This window comes from Paenibacillus sp. FSL W8-0194 (assembly GCF_037969745.1).
GTDB lineage: Bacteria > Bacillota > Bacilli > Paenibacillales > Paenibacillaceae > Paenibacillus_AQ > Paenibacillus_AQ cookii.
On sequence record NZ_CP150205.1, the window covers coordinates 4152543 to 4174947 of the forward strand.

Below are 22405 nucleotides of genomic sequence, written 5' to 3' on the forward strand. Positions count from 1 at the left end.
AACATACGTCCTTTCGGAACTAAAATGGTTTTCATTCGAAGCCGTGCTCCAAACGCCGGGCTGTCTCGCGCAGTTCTTCCATGCTCCATTTCAGCCTTTCGGCTTGGATATCCGCGATAACGGATTGAAGCCATGCGATTTCAGCCGAATACAGCGCTTGCTGATATTCCGATTCAAGCAAAAATAAGCGCGGCAGACCCATCGCTGTTTCCGATTGCATCTGATCTTCGAGCCGGGCGAGCATGCCTTCAAGCGTGCCCAATCTTTTGGCGAATAACGATGCAACCTCTTCGGGCGTTAACAGCGCAAGAAAAGATACGGCGGCGGGAAACTCCAAAAACTCCTGGGCAGGCGTCGAGATCATTTCCCGAATCCATGAATAAGCGGCATTTCGGCCTAAATCCGTAATTTCGTAAACGACTAAATCCGGCTTCCCTTCATTCTTCTTTTTCCCTTGGATCGCAATGGCGTTGTCCCGATGCAGCCGGTCGATCGTTTGGTAAATGCTCGTTCGGTGGCGAACGTTGATGACTTCTTCTTTCCCCCTCTCCTTAATGAGCTGCTGCATACGGTAAGGATGCATGGGCTCCTCGATCAGAAAACAAAGAATGGCTAGTGCGACAGGCGACTTTTTGATCGTGTTGTTTTTCATAGTCATAATATTAATATTAATAATATGACGTGTCAAGCGAATAAGTCCACCCTATGGAAATTTTCGTAAAATGGGCTCACTCGGGCAAAAAGAGCTGGAGAGATCGGCCATCCGACGATCCAATCTCCGCACGCGCTCCGAATACGCAAAAAAGCTCTTGAATTGTCTAAAGACAAATTCAAGAGCTTTTTATTGGGATGCGGTCGAGAGGACTCGAACCTCCACGGGGGGTTAGCCCACACGGACCTGAACCGTGCGCGTCTGCCAATTCCGCCACGACCGCATATTTCCACCGTTGCATTGTTTTGCAGCAACAGAATATATAATATACCAATTTTCTAATAGTGTCAATAATCATTTTTTTTGCATATCAGTTCAAGCGTGGACAAGCCTTGGCGCTGGGAAGTTGCATCTCGCCGCCGTTTCAACCGCCAATTTGATCGCTCAGCGCATGGACGAGTTGCCAAGTTGAAAAGCGAAACGGGTTGTGCTGCAATGCTGGTAATTTCATTCGGGGAGAACCGGATCTAATCCATTCATGAGGTTAGATATACCAAATTCTGAAATGCGATCGATTCATCATCGCCAAAGAAGCCGTCACGATTCTCAAAGTCCCTTCTGCCCTGGTAGAGAACAACAACTTCATGGTAAAAATACAAAAAAGCTCGCAAACGGCTATAAAAGCAATCTGCGAGCTTTTTCTGATGTAATGCGGTCGAGAGGACTCGAACCTCCACGGGGGGTTAGCCCACACGGACCTGAACCGTGCGCGTCTGCCAATTCCGCCACGACCGCATATCGGTCATCGTCTTCGTCGAAAGTATTCTTTCGCGGCGACAAGATAGATCATATCATGACAAGCCTCTCATCGTCAAGCATTTTTGTTAGAAAAAGTTCTCCAGAATAAAAGACGCCAATTTCGTCCTCCGCATATGCCCGGGCCCTCCCCGAAAAAACACGGGCACATCCGCGCAAAGCCCCCTTTCCGGCGCTCTTTCCGGACATGCCCCATGTTCGTGACCAAATAACGCAAAACATGAATGCGGTATTTTTCGATGTTATCACTAAGCGGGAACTTTTTCCCTCGTTTACCCTTTCACCGAACCGCCCATCAACCCTCTGACGAAGTACTTTTGCAGCAGGAAGAAAATCGCCAGCGGCATCAGCATGGAGATGAAGGCTGCGGACGTCAGCAGATGCCAGTCGTTTCCGCGGGAGCCGACGAGATCGGCGATCTTCATCGACATGACCTGCACTTCCGGTTGGTTGCCGATAAAGATGAGCGATACCAGATAATCGTTCCATACCCACAGGAACTGGAAAATGCCGATCGAAGCCAGCGCAGGCACCGACAAAGGCAAAATCAGCCTGCTGAAAATGGTAAAATGGCTCGCGCCGTCGATAAAGGCGGATTCGAACAAATCCTTCGGCAGCTGGCTGATGAAGTTATACATGAAATAAGTGACCAGCGGCAGGCCAAAAGCCGAATGCGCCAGCCAGATGCCGAGATAGCTGCCGTTCAGGCCCAGCGCGGTGTAATCCTTCAGCACCGGAATCAGCGCCACCTGCAGCGGGACGACCAGCATCGCAATGATGACCGCAAACATCGTTTTCCGGCCGGGAAAACGCAGCCAGGCGAAGGCATAAGCGGCAAACGAAGCGATCAGGATCGGAATGACCGTCGCCGGGATGGCGATCGTCAGCGTATTCCAGAACGCTTGCGAGAGGCCCGTTCCCTTTTCCTTCGTTTCGCTGCCGTCCGGTCCTTTCAGCGTGTACTCTTTGCCGGAAATGACGTTTTTGTAGTTATCGAGCGTCAGCTGGGTGCTCGCCACCCAACCCGGTTTTTGCACGCTGATCTCGCGGTTGCGGCGGTTCTCCCAAATAAGGCGCTCATCTCCCGACTTCACGCCCGCTTTCAGCTGATCGTCGGAGTAGGTTTTGCCGTTCACTTCGATCGGCTGGCGCAGGTCCACGTCCCTGGACAGCTTGATCGTATCCGTCGTTTTCCATTCCTGATGCGGGAACACCTTCCACCAGCCGGTCTGGAGAATATCCGCAGCAGGTCTGAAGGAAGAAATCAGCAGGCCCACAGTCGGAATCAGCCAAATGAAGCAAATGATGCCAAGGATGAGGTTAACGAGCCACTTTTTGCCCTTTTTCTTCTTTTTTCCGGCCATTTAGAATCCCCCCTGCTTGCGGATTTGGCGAAGGTTGAAGTAGATCACAGGCAGCACCGCGATCAGGAGCACAATCGCCAGCGTCGAACCGTACCCGAAGTTGCGGTACATGAAAAACTGCCGGTAAAACTGCGTCGCCACCACTTCGGTGTCGTATTGGCCGCCCGTCATGACCATGACGACGTCGAATATTTTCAGCGTGAATACGATGATCGTCGTCGTGACCGTCAGCAGCGTCGTCGAGATATACGGGATGATGATGCGGAAAAAGATGCGGATCTCCCCCGCCCCGTCCACGCGCGCCGCTTCCAGGATGTCGTCGGGAACGCCTTTGATCGCCGCCGAAAAAATCACCATCGCGAAGCCTGTCTGCATCCAGACCAGGATGATGATCAGGAAAAAGTTGTTCCATGGCTGCAGCATGGTCACCCAGGCCTGCGGCTCGCCCCCAAGCGCGATCACGATCGCATTCAGGAGGCCGATCTGCTCGGTGCCGGGCTGGTAATAATAAACGAATTTCCAAATGACCCCCGCAGCCACGAAGGAAATGGCCATCGGCATGAAAATAATCGATTTTGCGATCCGCTCATAACTGCTCCGGTCCGCAAGGATGGCAATAAGCAGCCCGAGAGCCACGCAGGCCAGCGTACCGACGAATACCCACAGCAGGTTGTTGCGCAAAGCGGTCGCGAGGAGCCGGTCGCTGAAAATCGCCAGATAGTTGCCCAGACCGACGAACTTATCAGAAGATGCATTAAAAAAGCTTAAATAAAGCGTCCGCAGCGCCGGCAGCACCAGCAGCCAACCCAGCAAAAGAACGGCCGGCCCGATGAAAACGTACGGCAGCATCCTGCGGCTGATCTGCTCCGGAAATTGCTCTACCGCCCAACTGAACGAAAGGTACAGCAAATAAACGCCCGCGACTCCCCATATGACCGCAAACAGCGCCGTCAACAGCGGATTCAGCGTCGAATCCCGGAACAGCATGAAGATCGCTCCGTGGACAAACACATTCAGCAGCAGCACTACGACAAAGAGCAGCGCGGCTTTCAGGCTGAAATTCTTTTTCGCTTGCGTATTCATAAGTCGTTCCTGCCCTTCGATATCTCAAAACCCCCGGTTAAGCGGCTTTCATCGGCGCTTTCGCGCCGCCGCTGAAGCAGGGATCATCGGATATAGATTCTTTGGAAAAAAGGGGCGGCCGCACAGCCGCATACCGCCCCGATTCGTTCGATGGATCCATGATTTGCGTTATTTGTTGTCCCAGCCTTTTTGGATTTGCTGCAGCGCTTCATCCAGCGAAGCCGTTCCGCTGACGTAGTCGGTCATGCCTTTCCAGAAGGAGCCTGCGCCGACTTTGCCCGGCATCAGGTCCGAGCCGTCGAAACGAAGCGTCGTTGCGTCCTGCACGAGTTTCGCCATCCGTCTGTCGGATTCGGAATTGTACCATTCCAGCGGGGCGTCGTTCATTGGCGCGATTACGCCGCCGGACTGCACCCAGGACTTGATGGACTCGCCGGTCGTGAAAAACTCCATGACGGCGCGCACTTCCGGACGGTCGTTGAACATCGCGTAAATGTCCCCTGCGACGAGCACCGGCTTGCCGTATTTTTCGTCGATCGGCGGCAGGTAGAACCAGTCGTAGTCCTGATCCACTTTCGCCGTTTCAGGGAAGAAGCTGGTAATGAAGTTGCCGGTCAGGTTAAACCAGGCTTTCGGCGGATTTTCGAACATCGGCTTCGGCGCGTCGCCAAAGGCCGTCGTAACGATCGATTTGGTGCCGCCGTACACGTAATCTTTATTCAACCAAATTTTGGACATGATTTCGAAAGCGTTTTTGACCTCAGGCGAAGTGAACGGCAGCTCGCCCTTGACCCATTTGTCGTAGTTTTCCGGCGTTGTCGTGCGCAGCATGATGTTTTCGATCCAGTCTGTTCCCGGCCAGCCGGTTGCCGCGCCGCTTTCGATGCCGATCGCCCATGCCGGATCCCCGTCCTTGGCGATTTGTTCGGTCAGGGCCATCATCTCGTCCCAAGTTTCCGGCACTTTATAGCCCGCTTCGTCAAACTGCTTTTTCGGATACCACACCAGGCTTTTCACGTTGCTGCGGTTCCAGATGCCGGCCATGATTTTGCCGTCTTTGCCGTCCATGGTGGCCATGTCCAGCCAGCTCTGGTTATAGTTTTTCTTCAGCTTTTCCTGATCGAGAATGTTCGTCAGATCGACGACTTTGCCGGTTTTCGCGATCGAAGCGAGCAAGCCCGGCTGCGGGAAGTCGGCGATGTCCGGCGCGTTGCCGCCGTCGACGCGGACGTTGATCGTCGCCTCGAATTCTTTGGAGCCTTCGTACTGGATATCGATGCCGGTTTTGTCTTCGAAGTCCTTGATGCTTTCCTCGAATTTTTTCTGGTCGACATCCACGAACGGGCCGAACATCGTCACTTTCGTGCCTTTATATTTGCCCTGCAGCGCCAGTTCGAGCGGCGAGCCTCCATTGCCGTTTTCCGGCGGGGCGGTTTCCTGGGTCGTTTCTTTTTTGTCTCCTCCGGACGCGGCAGGTTCTTTCGTCGGTCCTGCATCCCCGGAACCTCCGCAGGCGCTCAGCATCATCGTAAAAGACAAGCAGAGCGAGAGCAGAAGCGAAGTTCTGGCTTTTTTTGCTTTTGTCATACACTAACATCCCCTTTTTAAAATAGGCTGAAAAACGTCGATTGACTTTTTCTGGCGCCAACGATAGGCAAGCGTCTTCGTCAAACCGCCGAAGGACTGTCTTTTCCGGTCCCGGCGCGTGATGAACAGATGCAGCGGATGCTCGGATCACCTCCTTGCAAAATCAAGGTTATTTTCAAATAACAGCGTTTTCACATTGTTCAAGTCAAACCATGTTTTATCATAAGTGCATTGTTATAGGAACCCTCTCTATTACCCGGCTGCGCAGCATGCAAAACCAACCGGGACGCGACATTCTGAAAAGCTTTTCAAATCCAGCGCCGCAAACGCCTCACCTTTCCCGCGAAGACTCCCTGACAATCAATTTATGCTCCATCTTTTCCCTTAGAACCTCGACCTTGCCCGTCGTCACCAATTCGTGAAGCTTCTCGGCCGCGCGGTAGCCCATGTCGTACATCGGCTGCGCGATCGTCGTCAGCTTCGGAATGAACATGTTCGCGAACCGCAGGTTGTCGAAGCCGACGACCGATACCTGGCCCGGAACCAATATGTTGCGGTCTTTCAAATACGAGATGACGCCCATCGCGAATTCGTCGGCCACGCAAAAGACGGCGGTCAGCTCGGGAAAATCGGTGAACAATTCATGCGCGGCTTGATAAGCCTGCTCGAACCTGTGCGCCGCTCCCCTTACCTTCTGGACGTTTCGTTCAAGCCCCGCTTCGATCATGGCTTTGGCGAACCCTTTGAACCTTGGCGGCCCGGAGATCGAATTTTCGTGGTCGAAGCCGATCATCCCGATTTCCCGGTGGCCGAGGTCGACGAGGAACTTCGCCGCGTCGTAAGCCGCTTGCTCGTCATCGATTTCGACGCAGGGAACCTCGAACTCCTCGGAATGCGTCGACAGCAGCACAAACGGAATTTTGCAGCGGACCAGCTTCTCGTGGTATTCCGGAAACATCATGTCGCTTGCGAATACGATCCCGTCCACCTGCTTTTCATGAAACGCGTCGATATACGAGAGCATTCTGCTTCGGTCCCTGTCGGTATTGCAGATCATCAGGCTGTACCCCAGCTTGATGCATGCGTCCTGCATGCCCCGGATAATCCCGGTGTAATAAACGTTTTCGATATCCGGAATCAGCAGGCCGAACGTAAAGGATTTGTTGTAAATCAGTCCGCGCGCAAACGAATTCGGCTGGTAACCAAGCTTCTCAATGGCCTCCAAAACGCGGATCCTTTTGTTCTCGTTGACCGATTCGGGCGCGTTCATCACCCGGGATACGGTGCTGATGGATACCTCCGCCATTTTGGCAACATCTCTAATCGTTGGCTTCATCGTCAAAACTTCCTTTACAAGAAAACCTTTTCAAGGCGATTATAGCAGGGGATTTTGTCGTTGGCAATACATTTTTTGAAGCGCTTTCAGACAGGGTTTGCAGCTTGTTCCGCACAAGCAAAAAGGCCCCTCTCGCAAGGGACCTTGGCGCAAACGCGGCTGAATAAACGGATCGCGGTCGTCAGCTGTACAACCGGCCCGGCTGATGTTCCGGCACCGATTTGTACATTTGCTGCATCGGCTGCAGCACGTCCTGCGAAGCCGGCACGGCCGCGTAATAACCTCTGGAAGCCATGTACTGCCAAACTTCGAAAGCCTGGTGCGAGCACATCTGGAACGCGTTCTCCAGGAACGAACGAAGCTGCGGCGTGGAGCATTCGAATGCGGACCAGGCATACTCGCGGCCAGCCCGTTTTAATGTCAGCAGGTAAGAAGTCGCGATCGCGCGGTCGTCCAGCTGATGAAGCTTCACCTGCGGCTGAAGCGGCTGATACTGCTGCGGACCCGCATTCATCGCATTCATCGCAGGCATCGGCGGATTCATCGGCATGGCCGGAACGTTGAGCTGATCGGGCGAACTGAAGCGGTTCGCGTATTCGACCTTCATGTTGTAATCCTGAACGTGCACGGCATAATGGCGGGTGATCATGTTTCTTAAGACCGGATCGGTTGCCTGATCGATGAAAAGCGCCATGCTTTGGATGGAATTCGTGCAGCTGAGCAGCAATTCGTTGAGTTCGTGGGCTTCGTGTGCACCTAACGGCATTGTCAAAATCTCCTTTAGCGATAGTGGTTTCTAGAATTGTTTTCCATCCCATAAACTTCGCACTTTATCCGGGATTTATGCATGATGCGGCAACGGCGCGGCCGATTTCTTCCGCCTCTCCCACGTCCCTGCGTTCCTCAGATGGTCGCCCGGCGGATCATGGCATAAGACAACAGCGCGTATACAACCGCGATCGGAGCCATCCAGACGAAAATGTCCATATAATGATTCGCGAACCAGCCGAACAGATCGAGCCACAAGTTAAAATACGTCAGCGCAAAGCTGACCACGCTCATCAGGACAAAAAGCGCCGCAAAAAACACGTACATGCCGGTTCTTTTAAACCGCCGGTAGATGCTGGCGATGACGAAGCCCAGGAAAAACATATGCACCATCAAAACAAAGTAGATGCCGAGCCGTCCGAGCGGAGATATGCCGTCCATAAACGGAAGGTTAAAGAAATGCACGCTGACGCCCCAGCCGTCCGACAATTCCTCCGCGAGCGAAAAAAGAAGCAGAACAACCGCCGAAGCCGCCGAGACCAACACGCCCATCGCGCTCGTGCCCGCAAAAAAATCCAGCCGCCGCACGTTCAGCCCCAGCGCAAATGGAAAGGTCTGCCCCTGCACGATCAAGCTGCACACAAAAATATAAATAAATATCGATGAGAGACCGCCAGAATTGATGTTTTCCTCGCCCCCGGTCGATCCGCCGATAATCAGGTTGATCACAAAACTGAACAGCACGACGACCCACGGGACCGAAAACATAAAAAAGGGCCGGGCCGCGTCACAACGGACTCGGTCCAACCCTCACATTTGTCTCGAACCTAAATAACCACCCAATTCATCTTGCAAGTCATGATATGATAGAGGCCAAAGATTACCGGCGTCTTCCGGATCATACCACCATCGAAAGGGTGTAACAGATGAGCATAGAGACGATAAAAGAAACGAACCTGCCCGACGTTTTCCCCTCCCTGAGCGGTCTTTCTCAGGAAGAATGGAAGCAAGCCCGGCCGCATGTCAAACGGTTCCCGGCCAAATCGAACATCTTCCAGCGGGAGGATGCGTCGTTGTACGGCATGTTTTTGCTCCGCGGAACGGCCCGGATTACGGCGGTTCACGAAAACGGAAACGAGACGGTGCTCAACAGGCTTTCCGCGGGGGAAATTTGTTCGCTGCTTGTGCTCAGCGGGCTGAGCGGAAGGGACTATCCCGCCTATTTGACGGCCGAAACGGACGTGGACGTGCTGTTTGTGCTCCGGAGCAGTTTCTTGCGCTGGGTACAGTTTCATGAAGCGTTCCGCAGCACCGTTTTCGGAGGTTTGCTCGAAAGCACGCTCCGGATGATCGACATGATGGGGGAAAAGGAGCGGATGCCCGTAGAAAAGCGGCTCGCCAAAGCATTGTTGCGCGTGACCACGGAACAGGAGCCGCTCGTAGCCGCGACGCATCAAGAGCTGGCCGAGGAAATGAATTCAGCGCGCGAGGTCGTTTCGCGGACCCTTCTTAAGTTTGCGCGCAGCGGATGGGTGGAAACCGGGCGGGGATGGATCAAAATCGTGCAGAGGAACAGGCTTGAAAACATGTTGTGTGACTAAGTCACAGAAGGGGCGGCACCTTCCTGATAAGGTAGCGGTACGGGCGAGAAACGCCTTTTACCGATAATCAGGAGGGATTCACGATGAACAATCGGCTTCAACAAGGAGACGCCGCCCCATGGTTTGAAGCGGCGGATCAGAACGGCACCCCTGTCGCGCCAGGCACCTATTCGGGCCGCAAAATTCTGCTTGCCTTTTTCCGAAACTCCGCTTGCGCCTTATGCAATTTACGGGTACAGCAATTCATCCGGCGATATGAAACATGGAAGCGGCAAGGGATGGAGGTCGTCGCCTTTTTCGAATCTCCGGAGGCAAACCTCCGCAAATACGTCGGGCAACAAAACGCCCCCTTCCCGCTTATTGCCGATCCTGAAGCAGAGATCTACGCGCGGTACGGCGTCGAGTCTTCGGAAGCGAAGATGAAGGCAACGTTAGCGCAGCCGGACATTCACGAGATTACGGCCCGGGTGGAGGCAGCCGGATTCAAACTGATTCCGGAGGAAGGCTCCAATTTCAACCGGATTCCGGCCGAATTTCTGATCGATGAACAAGGAATCGTTCAGGTCGCCCACTACGGCAGTCTCATTACCGATCATTTGCCTTTTGAGGCGATTGAACGGTTTGCTGCACGATCCCGATCATAAAACCGTCATACCCTTTGCTGCCCACCGTCTGAATCGCGGTCGCCGATATGCGCGGGTCCCCGGCGATCATATCGAAAAAGGTTCTGACGCCTCGTACCCGGGGATCGGTGCTGTGGCGGTTCGCAACTTCCCCGTCCCGGATGACGTTGTCCCCGACGATGACGGTGCCCGGACGGGAGAAGCGAAGCGCCCACTCCAAATAATGGGGATTGTTCGGTTTGTCGGCGTCGATGAAAATGAAATCGAAAGGCTCCGCCCCTTCCCGCTCCAAGTCCTCCAGCAGTTCCAGCGCATTCCCCTGCCGAACCTCGATTGCATGCTCCAGCCCGGCGCGTTGGATGTTGGCATTCGCCACCTCGGCATGATGCGGCTCCAGCTCAAGCGAGATGATTTTGCCGCCCTCCGCCAGCCCTCTTGCCATCCAAATGGTGCTGTACGCGCCAAGCGTTCCGATTTCCAGCACCCGCTTCGCCCCTTGCATTTGCACCAGCAGCTGCAGCAGCTTCCCCTGGTTTCCCGTCACGTCGATTTCCGGCAAATCCGCCTGCCGGTTCGCGACAAGCACGTCGTCCAGAATCGAATCGTTCGGGCAAAGCAAATCCGTAATATACTCATCTACTTGTTCCCACGTTTGTTTCATGTTCCATCTCCTCCTCGGATTCGTATCCACTTTTTGAAAAGCCGACCTGAAATTGGAGAGAATCAGCTTTTGATTTTATTGTAGCCGGAATATAATGATAAAAATAATATATCTTTTTAACGTTTTCATACATTACATATATGAATCAATCCGAGGTGAGAAACGATGAACCTGCACGCTTTGCGCCTGTTCCACGAAATTGCCAAAACCGGCAGCGTCACCCGCGCCTCCGAGCTGCTGAACATCAGCCAGCCGGCCATTACGGCCCAAATCAAAAAATTCGAAAAAGAGCTGTCCTTAACGCTTATGGTCCCGCAGGGCAGGGGCATTGCGCTTACCGATGCCGGGGAGAAGGTCGCCGTTTTGGCCAAACGCCTGTTTGCCGTCGAGCAGCAAATCGAGCAGTTCGCCAAAGATTACGGCCAAGGGATGGACGGGCAAATCCGGCTCGCAGCGACGTATCTTCCCGCGCAGTTCCTCCTTCCTTCATGGCTCGCCAAGTTCAAACAGCGGTACGAGCAGGTCGAAATGTCCATTACGACAACCAATTCCAGCGGAGCGCTGAAGCAGCTGCTGAACGTCGAAGTGGATTTGGCGATTTACGGCGGGCTGCCGGAAGCATATCCGGATTCGGTGAACACCGAAAAATTGTTCGAAGACGAGCTGTGGTTCGTGGTAGCGCCGAGCCATAAATACGCCGGCCGCCGGGTCTCGCTTCACGAGATGGTGAAGGAGCCTTTCGTGATGCGCGAAGAAGGAAGCTCCACACGGGAAAGGCTGCTGGCTTTATGCCGGACGTACAGCGCTCCCGCACCGAAAATCGCCCTGCAGTTCAACGGGCTGCATGAAGCCATTACGGCCGTCATCGCCGGGTACGGAGCCAACTTCGTATCGTCGCTTGTCGTCCGCGAGCATGTTGCCCGGGGCGAGTTATGCCGCGTATACGTCGACGGCATCGACCTAAAGAACGTCATCGCGATCTGCACGCGCAAAAACGAGCCGCTAAGCGCCGCGGCCCGCAATCTCGTGGAGCTGATTCGTCAACATCCGCAATAACCGCCCTGAACGCCTCCCGTTATTAACGATGAGTATACTGCCACTTATCCGTTTCAAGTTGAGGCCTTTGCCCTCCATGATGCCGTAACCTTATCATTTGCATGAAGGTTATATAATAAAGAGGAATGACGATTCATACTCCACTTGGAAAGAAGGAGAAATATGAAAATCAACCATTTGAATTTGACGGTGACCGATGTGGCGGCGTCTCGGGCGTTTCTGGAAACCTATTTCGGCCTGGTTTGCCGGGCTACCCGCGGCGACAACTTCGCCGTCCTCTTTGACGATGACGGCTTTATTCTGACGCTGATGAAGGGCCGCGAGGTGCAGTACCCCAAAACGTTCCACGTCGGCTTCCCTCAGCCAACCGAGGAGCAGGTCGACCGCATCAACCAAAGGCTTCTGGAGGACGGCTACGACGTCAAACCTCCGCAGCATGCGCATGGGTACACGTTCTATGTCGAGGCGCCGGGCGGTTTTACGGTCGAAGTGCTCTGCTAAACGGCTAAGGGGCAGTTCCGAACGGTCGGCAGGCAGGCGTGAACATGTTCCATTCAAGGCCCTTCCTTACTCTGCCAAAGGAAGGGCTTTTTCCTTTTCTCTGGGCTCGTTTAAAACATCCGGCGTTTCCGGCTTGGCCGCCTTGGCCGCCAGCTGATGAACCGCCGCCATCGTCAGCGTGACGGTCAGCAGCACCGGGATCAGCAGCGCATAGCTGCCCGCAGCATCGTGGATCACGCCGAGCAGCACCGGTCCCAGCGCTCCGATCACGTATCCGGCCGACTGGGTCATCGCCGACCAGGCCGTCGCCTGCTCCGTATCGCTTACCGCCTCGATCGGCATCATCAGATTAACCGGGAACAGCACGCCGGGGCCGATGCCGATCAGAATGGCCGCAAGCCACGGCACCGCGGAAATCCAGAGCATCAGGAAGCCGGCGGCCAGTGCCAGCGCGCCCAGCGCCAGCCAGAAACGGCGGGAAGGAAAACGCCGCAGCAGATGAGGGAACAGAAGGCCGACGGGAATCTGAGTCACAGAAAACAGGACGAGCATGTTTGCCGCATAAGCTTTGCCGTAACCCATATGCTCCACGACCGGCGGCAGCCAAGCCGTGACCGAGAAGAACAAGACGGCCAGCAGGCCGAAGGACATCGTAAGAACCCATGCTTTGCCGCTGCGCCAAGGCAATCCGGCCGTACGATTCGTCTGCGCCTCTCCAGCGGACGGCCGGGCATGGCGAAGAACCGACCACCACCATACCGGCAGGGCGATGGCAGCCAGGACGGCCCAAACCGCCAAGGATTCGCGCCACGAACCGGTCCGGTCCGCCAGGACATCCCCGATGAAAGCGTGGCTCCGACCGCCATGGATACGGTGTAAAGCGATATCATGAAAGGCACCTTGGTCGGAAAGTGCTGCTTAATGAAGCCCGACAGAAGCGGTCCCGCCGCGGCGATCCCGAGCCCGGCCAAAATCGCGGTCATGAGCAGATACGATGGCGACCCGGTAAACCATCTCAGCACCGTACCGATGCCGATGACCGCAATCGACCAGGCGATGACGCGCTCCAGCCCGGCACGCCGGCCCAGCTTGACCGCAAAGGCCGGAAAAATTCCCATGCACAGCACAGGAATGGACGTGAGCAGGCTTGCCGACAAGGCGCTCATGCCCAAATCCCGCTGGATGGCTTGGAGCATGGGCGCGACGGAGTTCATCGCGGGCCGCAAATTCAAAGAAGCTAAAATAAAGGCCGCAGCCATCATGAACAGTGAAGGTTTTTTCATCATTTCCTCTCCTTGCAGATCGATTTGAACACATCTTACTTGGAGAGGAATCATTTATCAATTATATTGAAGTTATAATAATAATTTGTTATACAAATGATACGAAGAAACCGCCGCCTTCAGGCGGAAAACATTTCTGTTGAGGATCGGAGTGCAGTGGATATATGGAACTGAGACAGTTGGAGTATTTTATGGCCGTTTGCGAGGAGCTGCATTTTACGAAGGCCGCGGATAAGGCGGGCATCTCCCAGCCGAATCTAAGCCTGCAGATCAAAGCGCTGGAGGAAGAGATCGGCATGCCCCTGTTCGACCGGATCGGCAAACGGATCGCGCTGACCGATGCGGGCGGGGTCCTGCTCAAGCACGCACGGGGAATGTTTCAAAATTTGCAGAACGCCAAGCTGGAGATCGGCGAGCTTCGCCATCACCAAGGCGGTACGCTCGGCGTCGGGGTGCTGCCTTCCGAGCTTGATTTCCGCCTGACCCCGATGTTCATCGATTTCCGCAACCGGTATCCGAATGTCCGGCTCAAAATCGTCTCGGCCGTCGATGTGGCGGATCTCGTCCTCCGTGCGGAAATCGACATCGGCATCTCGCTCAAGCCGCTTTACGACAACCGGCTCGTGTTACGCTGCCTGCCCCGGGAGGAGTACGGCGTAGTGGTATCTGCAGAGCATCCGCTCGCCGGCAGGGATTCGGTCTCCTTGACCGAGCTGAACGGCCTGCCGGTCATTATGTATCCGAAAGGGTTCTGGGGAAGGGAGCTCGTCGAGCAATACTGCCGGAAGCACGGGTTTAACCTGAACATCGTCGTGGAGACGACGTCCAACCCTTCGCTGTTCCGGTTTGTCCGGGAGAACATGGGGGTCACCGTGCAGACGCCCGCTTTGGTTGAAGCCATCGGCGACCCCAAGCTGCGGTTCCTGCCCATCCATGATGATCCGCCGCACAGGGAAATGAGCATCATTTACCGGGCGGATAAATATTTGGGCCATGCCGCGCAGGCTTTCATCCATTTTGCCGAGGAACGCCTCAAATCATAGCGGAGGAACGGCCGGAAGCCCCGATCTCCATTGAAGATCAAGGCTCACCGGAACTACAGCTTCATCCGGTTGATTTGTTTCGTTTCCGCCAAATAGGTCGCGGCCACATACCCGAACGTCATGGCAGGCCCGAGCGTTGCGCCGGGACCGGGATACGTTTCGCCCATGACGGCGGCGGAGCAGTTGCCTGTTGCAAACAATCCGCCGATCGGCGTCCCGTCCTCTTGCAGCACACGGGCGCATGCATCGGTCACCAGCCCGCCTTTGGTTCCGATATCGCCCGGCACGACGGGAACGGCATAAAACGGTGCTTTCGCGATCGGCGCCAGGCTCGGATTCGGGAGCGTCGGGTCGCCGTAATAACGGTCGTAGGCGCTTTGGCCGCGGTGAAAGTCTTCGTCCTCGCCTTTTTGCGCCATGCGGTTGAAGCGTTCGAACGTTGACGTGAGCCTGGCGGGATCGATGCCGATTTGCCCTGCAAGCTCGGCCGGGGTGCTGCCTTTTTTCACGAACCCGTTTTCCAGCCAGCGTTTCGGGAACGGCTGACCCGGGAACAAGCCGAGAAAAATGTAGCGGTTTTTCGCACGCTGGTCCAAAATCATCCACGACGGGGTGGTAGGCGTTTCAGGCTTGTTTTGGGCGTACATCGTATCGACGAATTCATGATAGGGCACCGCCTCATTGACGTACCGCTCGCCGGCTCCGTTCACGATCATCATATTGGGAATGCCGCGGTCGGCCACGAGGAAAAACGGCTTTTCCCCGGGCGGAACCGCCGACGGCGCTCCCCAGACGCGATCCATCAAGTCGATTCGGGCTCCCAGGCCAAGCGATGCGGCGAGAATATCGCCGGTTTGGCCTTCGGCGGCCGAAGTCCATTGCGCGGACGTCGGGTGCGGCAAATACTTTTCCCGTAGCTCTTGGCTGTGCGAAAAGCCGCCCGCAGCCAGGATGACGCCATGTTTGGCCTCGATCCGGACCGGCTTGCCGTCGCGGACCGCTTGAATGCCGGTGACGCGGCCTCCTTCCGTCACGTAATCCGAAAAAGCGGTCGACAGCCATAGATCGCCTTTCGCTTCCATCAGCGACAGCCGTAAACGGCCGATCAAGGCTTCCCCCAAGGCCGCCGGGCGGTAGCCGGTACATATCGAACGCATCAGCCGCATGCCGATTTTCAGCGACGTTTTTTTGCCGGTCCACGTTCGGGTGATCATGTTGACTTTATGGAATTCGTACGCGTTCATGACCATGCCGTAGGTCGGCAGGTTCGCGCGCCGGATGCGTTTCCGCTCTTCCCCCAGTTTTTTCAGGTCGAACACGACGGGCTCCACCGATCTCCCTTGCGGAAAACCGCCGGGCGCTTCGGGGTAATAATCCGAATAGCCGGGGATGTATTCGAACCGGACATGGTTCGTATGCTCATGCAAAAATTTCACCATTTCGGGCCCGCGGGTCAAATACGCGCGCTTTCTCTCCGCCGGCACCCTGTCGCCAACCGTCGCTTCCATGTAGGCCTCCGCTTTTTCCATCGTATCCTTCAGCCCTGCCCGTTCGAGATAAACGTTGTTCGGAACCCAAATCGCTCCGCCCGACAAAGAGCTCGACCCGCCGTACTTATCCGTTTTTTCGATCACCAGCGATGTAAGCCCTTTCAATTGTGCCGTCAAGGCAGCGGTCAACCCGCCTGCCCCGGAACCTACAACCACCACATCGTAACTCGCATCCCATTTCTCCATACGGATCCCCCTTTTTTGGTTGCTTCAAAATTGATGCAGGTCGCTTGTTGTAGTTGGGTTCGTGCGATTTTATTTTACTTTATGTACATTTAGTGAATTAATGGTCACAATGTAAATATATCAGAAGCAGACCGGCAATGGAAGCAAAAAAAATGCCCTCAGCCGGATGGCTGAAGGCAAAACATAAGGATTTTTCGCTCTATTATTTCCAAATCTCGTCGGCGATTTCTTTGATGAACGCGAGTTTTTTCCACTGCTGCTCTTCGGTCAGGATGTTGCCTTCCTCCGTCGAAGCGAATCCGCACTGCGGGCTGAGGCAAATATGCTCCAGATCGACGTATTGCGTCGCTTCCTTGATCCGGCTGACGATCTGTTCTTTGTCTTCAAGCTCGCCGGTTTTGGAAGAATGGAGTCCCAGCACGACCTGCTGACCCTGCAGGAAACGCAGCGGCGAAAAATCCCCAGCGCGTTCCGTATCGAATTCAAGGTAAAAGGCGTCGATGTTGCCGATGCCGAACAGCTTTTCCGCTACCGGTTCGTATCCCCCCGAGGAAGCCCACGTGGAGTGGTAGTTTCCGCGGCAGACATGGGTCGTGACGACCAGGTCCTCCGGCAGATCGCGGATGGCTGCTTCGTTCAGGCGGGCGTACGTTTCGGCGATTTGCGACACGTCTTCCCCCGCCGCATGTCGCGTTTTCCAGTAATTTTGGTCGCACAGCATTCCCCACGTGCAATCGTCCAATTGCAGGCTGCGGCAGCCCGCTTCGTAAAATGCCAAAATGGCCGCCCGATAGGCCTGCGCGATATCCGCAATGAGCTCGTCCCGGCTGGCGTACACCGCTTCGGTGCCCCGGATGTTTTCGGGACGCTGCAGTTCGGCAAGGAACTGGGCCGGTGCCGGAATCGCCTGGCGCGCAACGACATCGTCGCCAGCAACGCTTTTCAGGAACTTGAAATGTTCCACGAACGGATGGTCTGAAAAACCGATTTTCCCGGTCAAACGCGCAGTTTCCGCTCTTGTTTCCTCACCTTGGAACCGGTAGCCTTTTTCGACTTCCGCTTTCTCGACGCCGTCCAGCCCCCACATGAAGTCCAGATGCCACCAGGAACGTCTGAATTCCCCGTCGGTCACGGCTTTCAGGCCGACCTCCTTCTGTTTGGCGACCAGCTTGACGATTTCCTCGTCTTCGACCTTTTTCAGCTGCTCGGTCGTAATCTCGCCGTTTTGGAATTTTCTTCTCGCGGCTTTCAGCGCTTCCGGACGAAGAAAACTGCCTACGATATCATGTCTGAACGGAGTTTTGCTTCGTTGCTTGGCTTGATGTTCGATGATGCTCATTTGTCCTATCCCCTTTATCCGATTCGAATGAATGGCTTTTAAAAAAAGATAGCACAATGCCCATGTTATAAAGTAACTCCAATAAACTATATCTGGTTATAGTCTTAGGCTATAGCAAGAAAAATACCCGCCGAGCAGTTCCGCGAAACCCGACCGGATCAGGTCGAACCAACCGCCCGCACGAGCGGAAGGTTACAGTCCCCCCTTATTTGATGGCTTCATGGAGAGCGTCGATATATGCCAATGCCAGCTTGGACAAGGCTGCGTTCTGGTGGCAAATCCAGCCCACGTTGATCGATTCCTGGCAGTCCAGCGGAACCGGGATGATTTCGTTGCCGTTCAAATCCGCGCTCAGCACGCCGGTCGAAATCGTGTAGCCGTTCAGCCCGATCAGCAAATTGAAAAGGGTCGCCCGATCGTTGACGCGGATGCTTTTCGGATGCGACAGGGTGCTCAATATTTCCTCCGAAAAATGGAACGAGTTGTATTCCCCCTGCTCAAACGACAAATAAGGATAGGCCTCCAATTGGTCGATCGTGACGATCGACTGCTTGGCGAGCGGGTTGTGGATGCTGATGAAAATATGCGGTTTGGCCGTGAACAAGCTCGTAAATTTCAAGTTCGCGTCTTTCAAAAGGCGGTTGATGACCTTGCTGTTGAACTCGTTCAGGTACAAAATGCCGATTTCGCTGCGCTGGGTTTTGACGTCCTGGATGATTTCATGGGTTTTGGTTTCCCGGAGCGCGAGCTCGTATTCCTCCTGCCCGTATTCGCGGACCAGATTGACGAACGCGTTCACCGCAAAGGCATAATGCTGCGTGGAGACGGAAAAATGCTGCGGCGCGGGTTTGGCGTTCAAATACCGGCTTTCCAAAAGCTCGGCCTGCTCGATGACCTGACGGGCGTAGCCGAGAAACTCGGCCCCCTCCTTGGATAACGTAATTCCTTTGTTGGTCCGTTCGAAAATGGTGATCCGAAGCTCCGTTTCCAGCTCCTTGATCGCATTGGACAGGCTGGGCTGGGAGATGAACAGCCGTTTGGCGGCTTCGTTCATGGACCCCCGGTTCGCGACCTCGATGACGTATTTCAACTGCTGCAGTGTCATGGATTATAGTCCCTTCCTTGATATACAATAAGAAAAAGTCGGGCCGTTGCTCCCCGCGATAGAAGGCGGCCGTTTTGTGAGAATTATAGCATAAATATCCGTATCCGATATCGAAGTTTGCGAGGTGAAACCGTCATGCCTAGTGCATCCAAAATCCTGATCATCCTTGGCATCGTCCTGATCGCCGCCGGTTTGATCTGGTGGCTGGTGGGGCGCTGGATTCCGCTCGGCCGCCTGCCGGGCGACATCGTCTATGAAAAGGGAAACGTCAAATTCTATTTTCCGATCGTAACCTGCATCCTCATCAGCGTCATCGGGTCGCTTATCATGATGCTGTTCCGGCGTTAAGCCTGCTCGTCGCGGCATGCCGACATTTTGACCCTGTTGCGGTATTCGGTCGGCGATACGCCCGCGTATTTTTTGAACTGCCGGTAAAAATATCCCGGCTCCAAATAACCGACGCGCCTCGAAATTTCGCTCGTCTTCATCGGGGTATCCGTCAGCAGCGCCTTGGCCTGCTTGATCCGGTGCGAGTTCAGGTAATCGCTGAAGCTGACGCCCGTCTCCTTCTGGAACAGCTGGCCCAAATAAAACGGATGGACGTTAAATTCATGCCCAAGCGTCTTGAGCGACATTTCCTCGGCGTATTTCGTCCGGATCTGGTGCAGCACCTGCTTGACGACCGGGCTGAATTCATCCTCATCGACCGACAAATAATCGATGGCGGCATGGGCGATGAATTTGACGTGCTGGGCCAGCCGGGCGATCGTCTGGGCTTTGAACAAAGCCGTGAACAGCTGCTTGTAACCGCTCGTGGCAAGTTCGAAATTCAGCTTGTTTTCCTTCACGACCTGCTTCGTGCACAGGACCAGCTCGACGGCCATGTTGTGGATGCGGGCCACCGGCACGGCCGTTTTTACGTTAAACGCCTGATCGATGTATTCGTCGACGGCCGTTTTGTTTCTGGCAAGCAGCCGTTTTTCGTACTCCAGCGTATCCAGCGCAGCCCAGGCGGGCGGTTCGTCCGGCGGGGACATCCGGCTTGCCGTTATGATTTCGCCTTCCTCGTGCGTCAGGAAATATTCCTGCAGCCGTTTGGCCTGGCTGTAGCTTTGCGGCATCCCCAAATACCCCGATTCCATGCTCCCGAGCGTCATCATGACGTTGATTTGCCGTCCTTTCAGCGCGCGCCGGATCTGTTCCAGCCGCTCCAGGCTGCCGGCCTGCAAGGATTCCGGGTCGGACCCCGCGTAGACGATGACGATGTCGCCCTCCGCATCGCAAAAACAAATGCCGGACCCGCCGCCTTCCGTCATCTCCCTGCAAAGGGAATATACCTCGCGGTTGTCGGCCTCGGCCTTGTACCAAGGGGTCGCGCCGGCAGGCTCCTCCATCTCGGCGATCTCCCGGACGACGGCGGCCGCATAGCAGGACCGATCGGACGGAATATCCAGAAATTCCAGCCGGTTTTTCAGCTCGGCCGGGTCGATCCGTCCCTTCGCCCAGCGGTTCATGACGTTGTCCCGCAAAATATCGAGCTCTTCCGCATTCCAATATGCCGGACGCTCGGCGTTGTCCATTTTTTGGACCGTGCTCTGGATCGTTTCCGCCAGCTCCTTCATGTTGACCGGCTTCAGCAGGTAGTTTTCGATGCCGAGCTTCATGCCTTCCTTCACGTAATTGAATTCGTTGTAGCCGCTCAGCACGATGAATTTCATGTGCGGATGCAGCGGCTTAAGCCGCCGGATCAGCTCCAAACCGTCCATTTCGCGCATCATGATGTCGGTGATCAGAATGTCGCACCCGGTTTCCCGCAGCTGCTCGAAAGCCTCCTTGCCGTCATATGCCTTGCCGCACAGCGTCGTCCCCAGCTCCTCCCATTCGACGACGTTATTCAAGCCTTCCAGTATAAACGGCTCATCATCCACAATAAACACGCTACGCATACAATCGTCCTCCTTGCTCCCCAGATGGTAATTTCATGATGATGACCGTTCCCTGCCGGCTCTCGTCCGAGAGTTCCAGCCCGTAGCGGTCACCGAAGCAGATTTTGATCCGTTCATGCGTGTTGACCAGCCCGATGGAGGCCGAACGCTCCGCGGATTCCCCTTGCAGGCGCCGCCTGATTTCTTCCCGCTTCTGCGGTTCGATGCCCTTTCCGTTGTCCTTCAGGACGATGACCAGATCCCTCCCCCGAAGCTCCGCCTGGATCGAAATCCGGTTGTCCGAACGGGACATGACCAAACCATGGACGATATAATTTTCAATGAGCGGCTGAATCGACAGCTTCAGCACGGGAATGTTCATCAGCTCGGGCTCCACGTCGATTTCGTACGTAAAATTGTTTGCGTACCGGATGCGGAACAGGTCCAAATACAAGCTGCAGTATTCGATTTCGTCGGCCAGCGCAACGACCGTATCCCGTTTGACCGAATACCGGAAGAGCGTGGACAAAATATAGATCATCTCGCCGACGTCATCCGCTTTTTTCGAAAGGGCGCGCATGCGGATGGCTTCCAGCGTGTTGTACAGAAAATGCGGTTTGATCTGCGCCTGAAAAGCCACCAGCTCGGCCTGCTTCTGCTTGATCTCCGACACGTACACCCGGTCGATGTACTCCGCCAGATCCGCGCACATATGATTAAACCGGTCGGATATTTCATACAGTTCGTCTTCCTTTTCCACCGGAATGCGCACCGACAAATCCCCGTTCCTCGCTTTTTCAAGCGCCTTCATGATTGCCCGGGTCCGCCGCGAAAAGTTGACGATCGTAAACCGGGTCAGAATCATCGCAGCCGCGATGCATATGCCCGTCACCAGAAACAGCGTGTTCCGAAGCCCGACCAGGCTTTTGGCGATTTCGGCCTTCGGGATGACCCCGACCACGTAATAGCCGAACCGGTTCGAAACCTGGACGTTCGTATAGGAGGGCTCTTCGAAATGCTGAACGGCGGATGAAGACGACAGCTTGGCCAGATAAGGATACGTTTTGCCGTAATAACGGCTGGAAGAATCGAAAAGAACGTCTCCTGCGGGCGTGACGACCGCGACGTATCCCTTCAGGCCGCCCCAATCCACCATGTAATCCCCGTACATGCCGCTCAGATCGTAATCGATGATCAGGTTCCCGATGCTCTCCTGCCGGGTCATGCTGTTGATGTTGCTGACGGTCGTGAAGCTTTTGTCGGAGACGACGTACCGCTTAAGGGCAGACTGCAGGTCCCCGTTCGCCTCATAGTAATTTTGGCTGTCCCGGGTAAGCAGCAGAATGAATTTTTTGCTCTCGCTGTACAGCGCGATCATGCGGATGTCGGGATAATTGTTCAGCTGCAGGCGCAAGTAGGACATGATGTCCCGCCTCCGGACGCCGGTATCGCCGTATTTTTCGAGACGGTCGTCCAAATATTCGGCAAAATCGCTGCGCAGGAAAGAATACACGTCCTCGAGCAGCGTTCCGGATTCGTCGCGGTAGATCTGCTGCACGATTTGCTGCGAGGTGGCGTACCGCATGTCCAAATATTTGCCGATGTTCGACAGGATGCGGTTGTTCAATTCCAGCTCCTTGCTCGCCTGCACGTTCAGTTGATACGTGTAAACGAAGGCCGACAAGCTGGCCAGCGACAACACGGTAATGATCGAATAAATGAACACGATTTTGTTGAACAGCTTTTTCCTGAAATGTATTTTATAAAAATCAACCAGCTTTTTCATGCCGTAAAATCATCCTTTGCGACAGGCTTCGCTCTAACTTGTATGCGCTTTCAACAAGGCGTTGTTTCCTTTTTCCGCTTCATCTATTACCTTACCATAATTTCCCCGGAGCCGGCCCGTGCCCGCCGAACTATTCTTTG

19 protein-coding genes, 2 tRNA genes and 1 pseudogene are annotated in these 22405 nt (G+C 54.8%); 6 read left to right on the plus strand and 16 right to left on the minus strand.

The genetic code is table 11. The features are described 5' to 3' along the window. Positions 1 to 31: 31 nt before the first annotated feature. From MKY58_RS18960 to MKY58_RS19000, 9 genes are all read right to left on the minus strand, one after another. Positions 32 to 658 carry a helix-turn-helix transcriptional regulator gene (locus MKY58_RS18960; RefSeq protein WP_339325202.1) on the minus strand — a complete coding sequence of 209 codons (627 nt, stop codon included), beginning with the start codon at positions 656 to 658 and terminating at the stop codon, positions 32 to 34. A gap of 192 nt (positions 659 to 850) precedes the next feature. Continuing rightward, a tRNA-Leu gene (locus tag MKY58_RS18965) sits at positions 851 to 935 on the minus strand. A 427-nt stretch (positions 936 to 1362) separates the two neighbouring features. After that, positions 1363 to 1447 (minus strand) — tRNA-Leu (locus MKY58_RS18970). Positions 1448 to 1740: 293 nt separating this feature from the next. Further along, positions 1741 to 2832 (minus strand): carbohydrate ABC transporter permease, encoded by a 1092-nt coding sequence (locus MKY58_RS18975; protein WP_339321612.1) that lies wholly within the window; start codon positions 2830 to 2832, stop codon positions 1741 to 1743. Further along, positions 2833 to 3915: a sugar ABC transporter permease gene (locus tag MKY58_RS18980; RefSeq protein WP_339321613.1), complete on the minus strand. Its 1083-nt coding sequence runs from the start codon at positions 3913 to 3915 to the stop codon at positions 2833 to 2835. A 168-nt stretch (positions 3916 to 4083) separates the two neighbouring features. Next, positions 4084 to 5502, minus strand: a complete 1419-nt coding sequence (locus tag MKY58_RS18985) for an ABC transporter substrate-binding protein (RefSeq protein WP_339321614.1) — start codon at positions 5500 to 5502, stop codon at positions 4084 to 4086. A 331-nt stretch (positions 5503 to 5833) separates the two neighbouring features. Then, positions 5834 to 6838 (minus strand): LacI family DNA-binding transcriptional regulator, encoded by a 1005-nt coding sequence (locus tag MKY58_RS18990; protein ID WP_339321615.1) that lies wholly within the window; start codon positions 6836 to 6838, stop codon positions 5834 to 5836. 181 nt (positions 6839 to 7019) lie between these two features. Further along, complete coding sequence (locus MKY58_RS18995) at positions 7020 to 7604, minus strand: spore coat protein (protein ID WP_339321616.1); 585 nt, start codon at positions 7602 to 7604, stop codon at positions 7020 to 7022. A 137-nt stretch (positions 7605 to 7741) separates the two neighbouring features. After that, a complete protein-coding gene (locus MKY58_RS19000; RefSeq protein WP_339321617.1) occupies positions 7742 to 8374 on the minus strand; it encodes a hypothetical protein in 633 nt (210 codons plus the stop codon). 158 nt (positions 8375 to 8532) lie between these two features. Here MKY58_RS19000 and MKY58_RS19005 point away from each other — a divergent pair, with 158 nt between their 5' ends. Then, complete coding sequence (locus tag MKY58_RS19005; protein WP_339321618.1) at positions 8533 to 9207, plus strand: Crp/Fnr family transcriptional regulator; 675 nt, start codon at positions 8533 to 8535, stop codon at positions 9205 to 9207. 83 nt (positions 9208 to 9290) lie between these two features. Further along, positions 9291 to 9851 (plus strand): redoxin domain-containing protein, encoded by a 561-nt coding sequence (locus MKY58_RS19010; RefSeq protein ID WP_339321619.1) that lies wholly within the window; start codon positions 9291 to 9293, stop codon positions 9849 to 9851. On the opposite strand, the gene MKY58_RS19015 is transcribed toward MKY58_RS19010, so the two are convergent. Continuing rightward, a complete protein-coding gene (locus MKY58_RS19015; RefSeq protein WP_339321620.1) occupies positions 9793 to 10491 on the minus strand; it encodes an O-methyltransferase in 699 nt (232 codons plus the stop codon). The genes MKY58_RS19010 and MKY58_RS19015 overlap by 59 nt on opposite strands. A 165-nt stretch (positions 10492 to 10656) precedes the next feature. On the opposite strand from MKY58_RS19015, the gene MKY58_RS19020 reads away from it, so the two are divergent. Continuing rightward, a complete protein-coding gene (locus MKY58_RS19020; protein ID WP_339321621.1) occupies positions 10657 to 11547 on the plus strand; it encodes a LysR family transcriptional regulator in 891 nt (296 codons plus the stop codon). A 162-nt stretch (positions 11548 to 11709) separates the two neighbouring features. After that, the gene (locus MKY58_RS19025; RefSeq protein WP_339321622.1) at positions 11710 to 12048 is read left to right on the plus strand and encodes a VOC family protein; all 339 of its coding nucleotides are present in this window, start codon (positions 11710 to 11712) and stop codon (positions 12046 to 12048) included. Positions 12049 to 12114: 66 nt separating this feature from the next. Here the strand turns inward: MKY58_RS19025 and MKY58_RS19030 are convergent. Then, a pseudogene (locus MKY58_RS19030) lies at positions 12115 to 13385 on the minus strand (MFS transporter). 110 nt (positions 13386 to 13495) lie between these two features. Here MKY58_RS19030 and MKY58_RS19035 point away from each other — a divergent pair. Next, positions 13496 to 14374 carry a LysR family transcriptional regulator gene (locus MKY58_RS19035; RefSeq protein WP_339321623.1) on the plus strand — a complete coding sequence of 293 codons (879 nt, stop codon included), beginning with the start codon at positions 13496 to 13498 and terminating at the stop codon, positions 14372 to 14374. Positions 14375 to 14427: 53 nt separating this feature from the next. On the opposite strand, the gene MKY58_RS19040 is transcribed toward MKY58_RS19035, so the two are convergent. The 3 genes from MKY58_RS19040 to MKY58_RS19050 form a co-directional block, all read right to left on the minus strand. Next, positions 14428 to 16110 carry an FAD-dependent oxidoreductase gene (locus tag MKY58_RS19040; protein ID WP_339321624.1) on the minus strand — a complete coding sequence of 561 codons (1683 nt, stop codon included), beginning with the start codon at positions 16108 to 16110 and terminating at the stop codon, positions 14428 to 14430. A gap of 202 nt (positions 16111 to 16312) precedes the next feature. Beyond that, entirely contained in the window at positions 16313 to 17449 is a 1137-nt protein-coding gene (locus tag MKY58_RS19045) for a 5-methyltetrahydropteroyltriglutamate--homocysteine S-methyltransferase (RefSeq protein WP_339321625.1), read from the minus strand. A 205-nt stretch (positions 17450 to 17654) separates the two neighbouring features. Continuing rightward, entirely contained in the window at positions 17655 to 18554 is a 900-nt protein-coding gene (locus tag MKY58_RS19050) for a LysR family transcriptional regulator (protein ID WP_339321626.1), read from the minus strand. Between the two features lie 135 nt (positions 18555 to 18689). On the opposite strand from MKY58_RS19050, the gene MKY58_RS19055 reads away from it, so the two are divergent. Then, a complete protein-coding gene (locus MKY58_RS19055) occupies positions 18690 to 18902 on the plus strand; it encodes a DUF2905 domain-containing protein (protein ID WP_036706539.1) in 213 nt (70 codons plus the stop codon). On the opposite strand, the gene MKY58_RS19060 is transcribed toward MKY58_RS19055, so the two are convergent. After that, positions 18899 to 20500 (minus strand): response regulator transcription factor, encoded by a 1602-nt coding sequence (locus tag MKY58_RS19060; RefSeq protein WP_339321627.1) that lies wholly within the window; start codon positions 20498 to 20500, stop codon positions 18899 to 18901. The genes MKY58_RS19055 and MKY58_RS19060 overlap by 4 nt on opposite strands. Continuing rightward, positions 20493 to 22265: a sensor histidine kinase gene (locus tag MKY58_RS19065; RefSeq protein WP_339321628.1), complete on the minus strand. Its 1773-nt coding sequence runs from the start codon at positions 22263 to 22265 to the stop codon at positions 20493 to 20495. Before MKY58_RS19065 ends, MKY58_RS19060 begins: the two co-directional genes overlap by 8 nt. Positions 22266 to 22405 lie beyond the last annotated feature (140 nt).

Bases quoted from the DNA above. Each gene is read 5' to 3' on its own strand.
- MKY58_RS19010 (WP_339321619.1), top strand. From the start codon at position 9,291: ATGAACAATCGGCTTCAACAAGGAGACGCCGCCCCATGGTTTGAAGCG.
- MKY58_RS18975 (WP_339321612.1), bottom strand. From the start codon at position 2,832: ATGGCCGGAAAAAAGAAGAAAAAGGGCAAAAAGTGGCTCGTTAACCTC.
- MKY58_RS19055 (WP_036706539.1), top strand. From the start codon at position 18,690: ATGCCTAGTGCATCCAAAATCCTGATCATCCTTGGCATCGTCCTGATC.
- MKY58_RS19045 (WP_339321625.1), bottom strand. From the start codon at position 17,449: ATGAGCATCATCGAACATCAAGCCAAGCAACGAAGCAAAACTCCGTTC.
- MKY58_RS18960 (WP_339325202.1), bottom strand. From the start codon at position 658: ATGACTATGAAAAACAACACGATCAAAAAGTCGCCTGTCGCACTAGCC.
- MKY58_RS19050 (WP_339321626.1), bottom strand. From the start codon at position 18,554: ATGACACTGCAGCAGTTGAAATACGTCATCGAGGTCGCGAACCGGGGG.
- MKY58_RS18980 (WP_339321613.1), bottom strand. From the start codon at position 3,915: ATGAATACGCAAGCGAAAAAGAATTTCAGCCTGAAAGCCGCGCTGCTC.
- MKY58_RS18995 (WP_339321616.1), bottom strand. From the start codon at position 7,604: ATGCCGTTAGGTGCACACGAAGCCCACGAACTCAACGAATTGCTGCTC.
- MKY58_RS19035 (WP_339321623.1), top strand. From the start codon at position 13,496: ATGGAACTGAGACAGTTGGAGTATTTTATGGCCGTTTGCGAGGAGCTG.
- MKY58_RS19015 (WP_339321620.1), bottom strand. From the start codon at position 10,491: ATGAAACAAACGTGGGAACAAGTAGATGAGTATATTACGGATTTGCTT.
- MKY58_RS18985 (WP_339321614.1), bottom strand. From the start codon at position 5,502: ATGACAAAAGCAAAAAAAGCCAGAACTTCGCTTCTGCTCTCGCTCTGC.
- MKY58_RS19025 (WP_339321622.1), top strand. From the start codon at position 11,710: ATGAAAATCAACCATTTGAATTTGACGGTGACCGATGTGGCGGCGTCT.
- MKY58_RS19040 (WP_339321624.1), bottom strand. From the start codon at position 16,110: ATGGAGAAATGGGATGCGAGTTACGATGTGGTGGTTGTAGGTTCCGGG.
- MKY58_RS19000 (WP_339321617.1), bottom strand. From the start codon at position 8,374: ATGTTTTCGGTCCCGTGGGTCGTCGTGCTGTTCAGTTTTGTGATCAAC.
- MKY58_RS19065 (WP_339321628.1), bottom strand. From the start codon at position 22,265: ATGAAAAAGCTGGTTGATTTTTATAAAATACATTTCAGGAAAAAGCTG.
- MKY58_RS19020 (WP_339321621.1), top strand. From the start codon at position 10,657: ATGAACCTGCACGCTTTGCGCCTGTTCCACGAAATTGCCAAAACCGGC.
- MKY58_RS18990 (WP_339321615.1), bottom strand. From the start codon at position 6,838: ATGAAGCCAACGATTAGAGATGTTGCCAAAATGGCGGAGGTATCCATC.
- MKY58_RS19060 (WP_339321627.1), bottom strand. From the start codon at position 20,500: ATGCGTAGCGTGTTTATTGTGGATGATGAGCCGTTTATACTGGAAGGC.
- MKY58_RS19005 (WP_339321618.1), top strand. From the start codon at position 8,533: ATGAGCATAGAGACGATAAAAGAAACGAACCTGCCCGACGTTTTCCCC.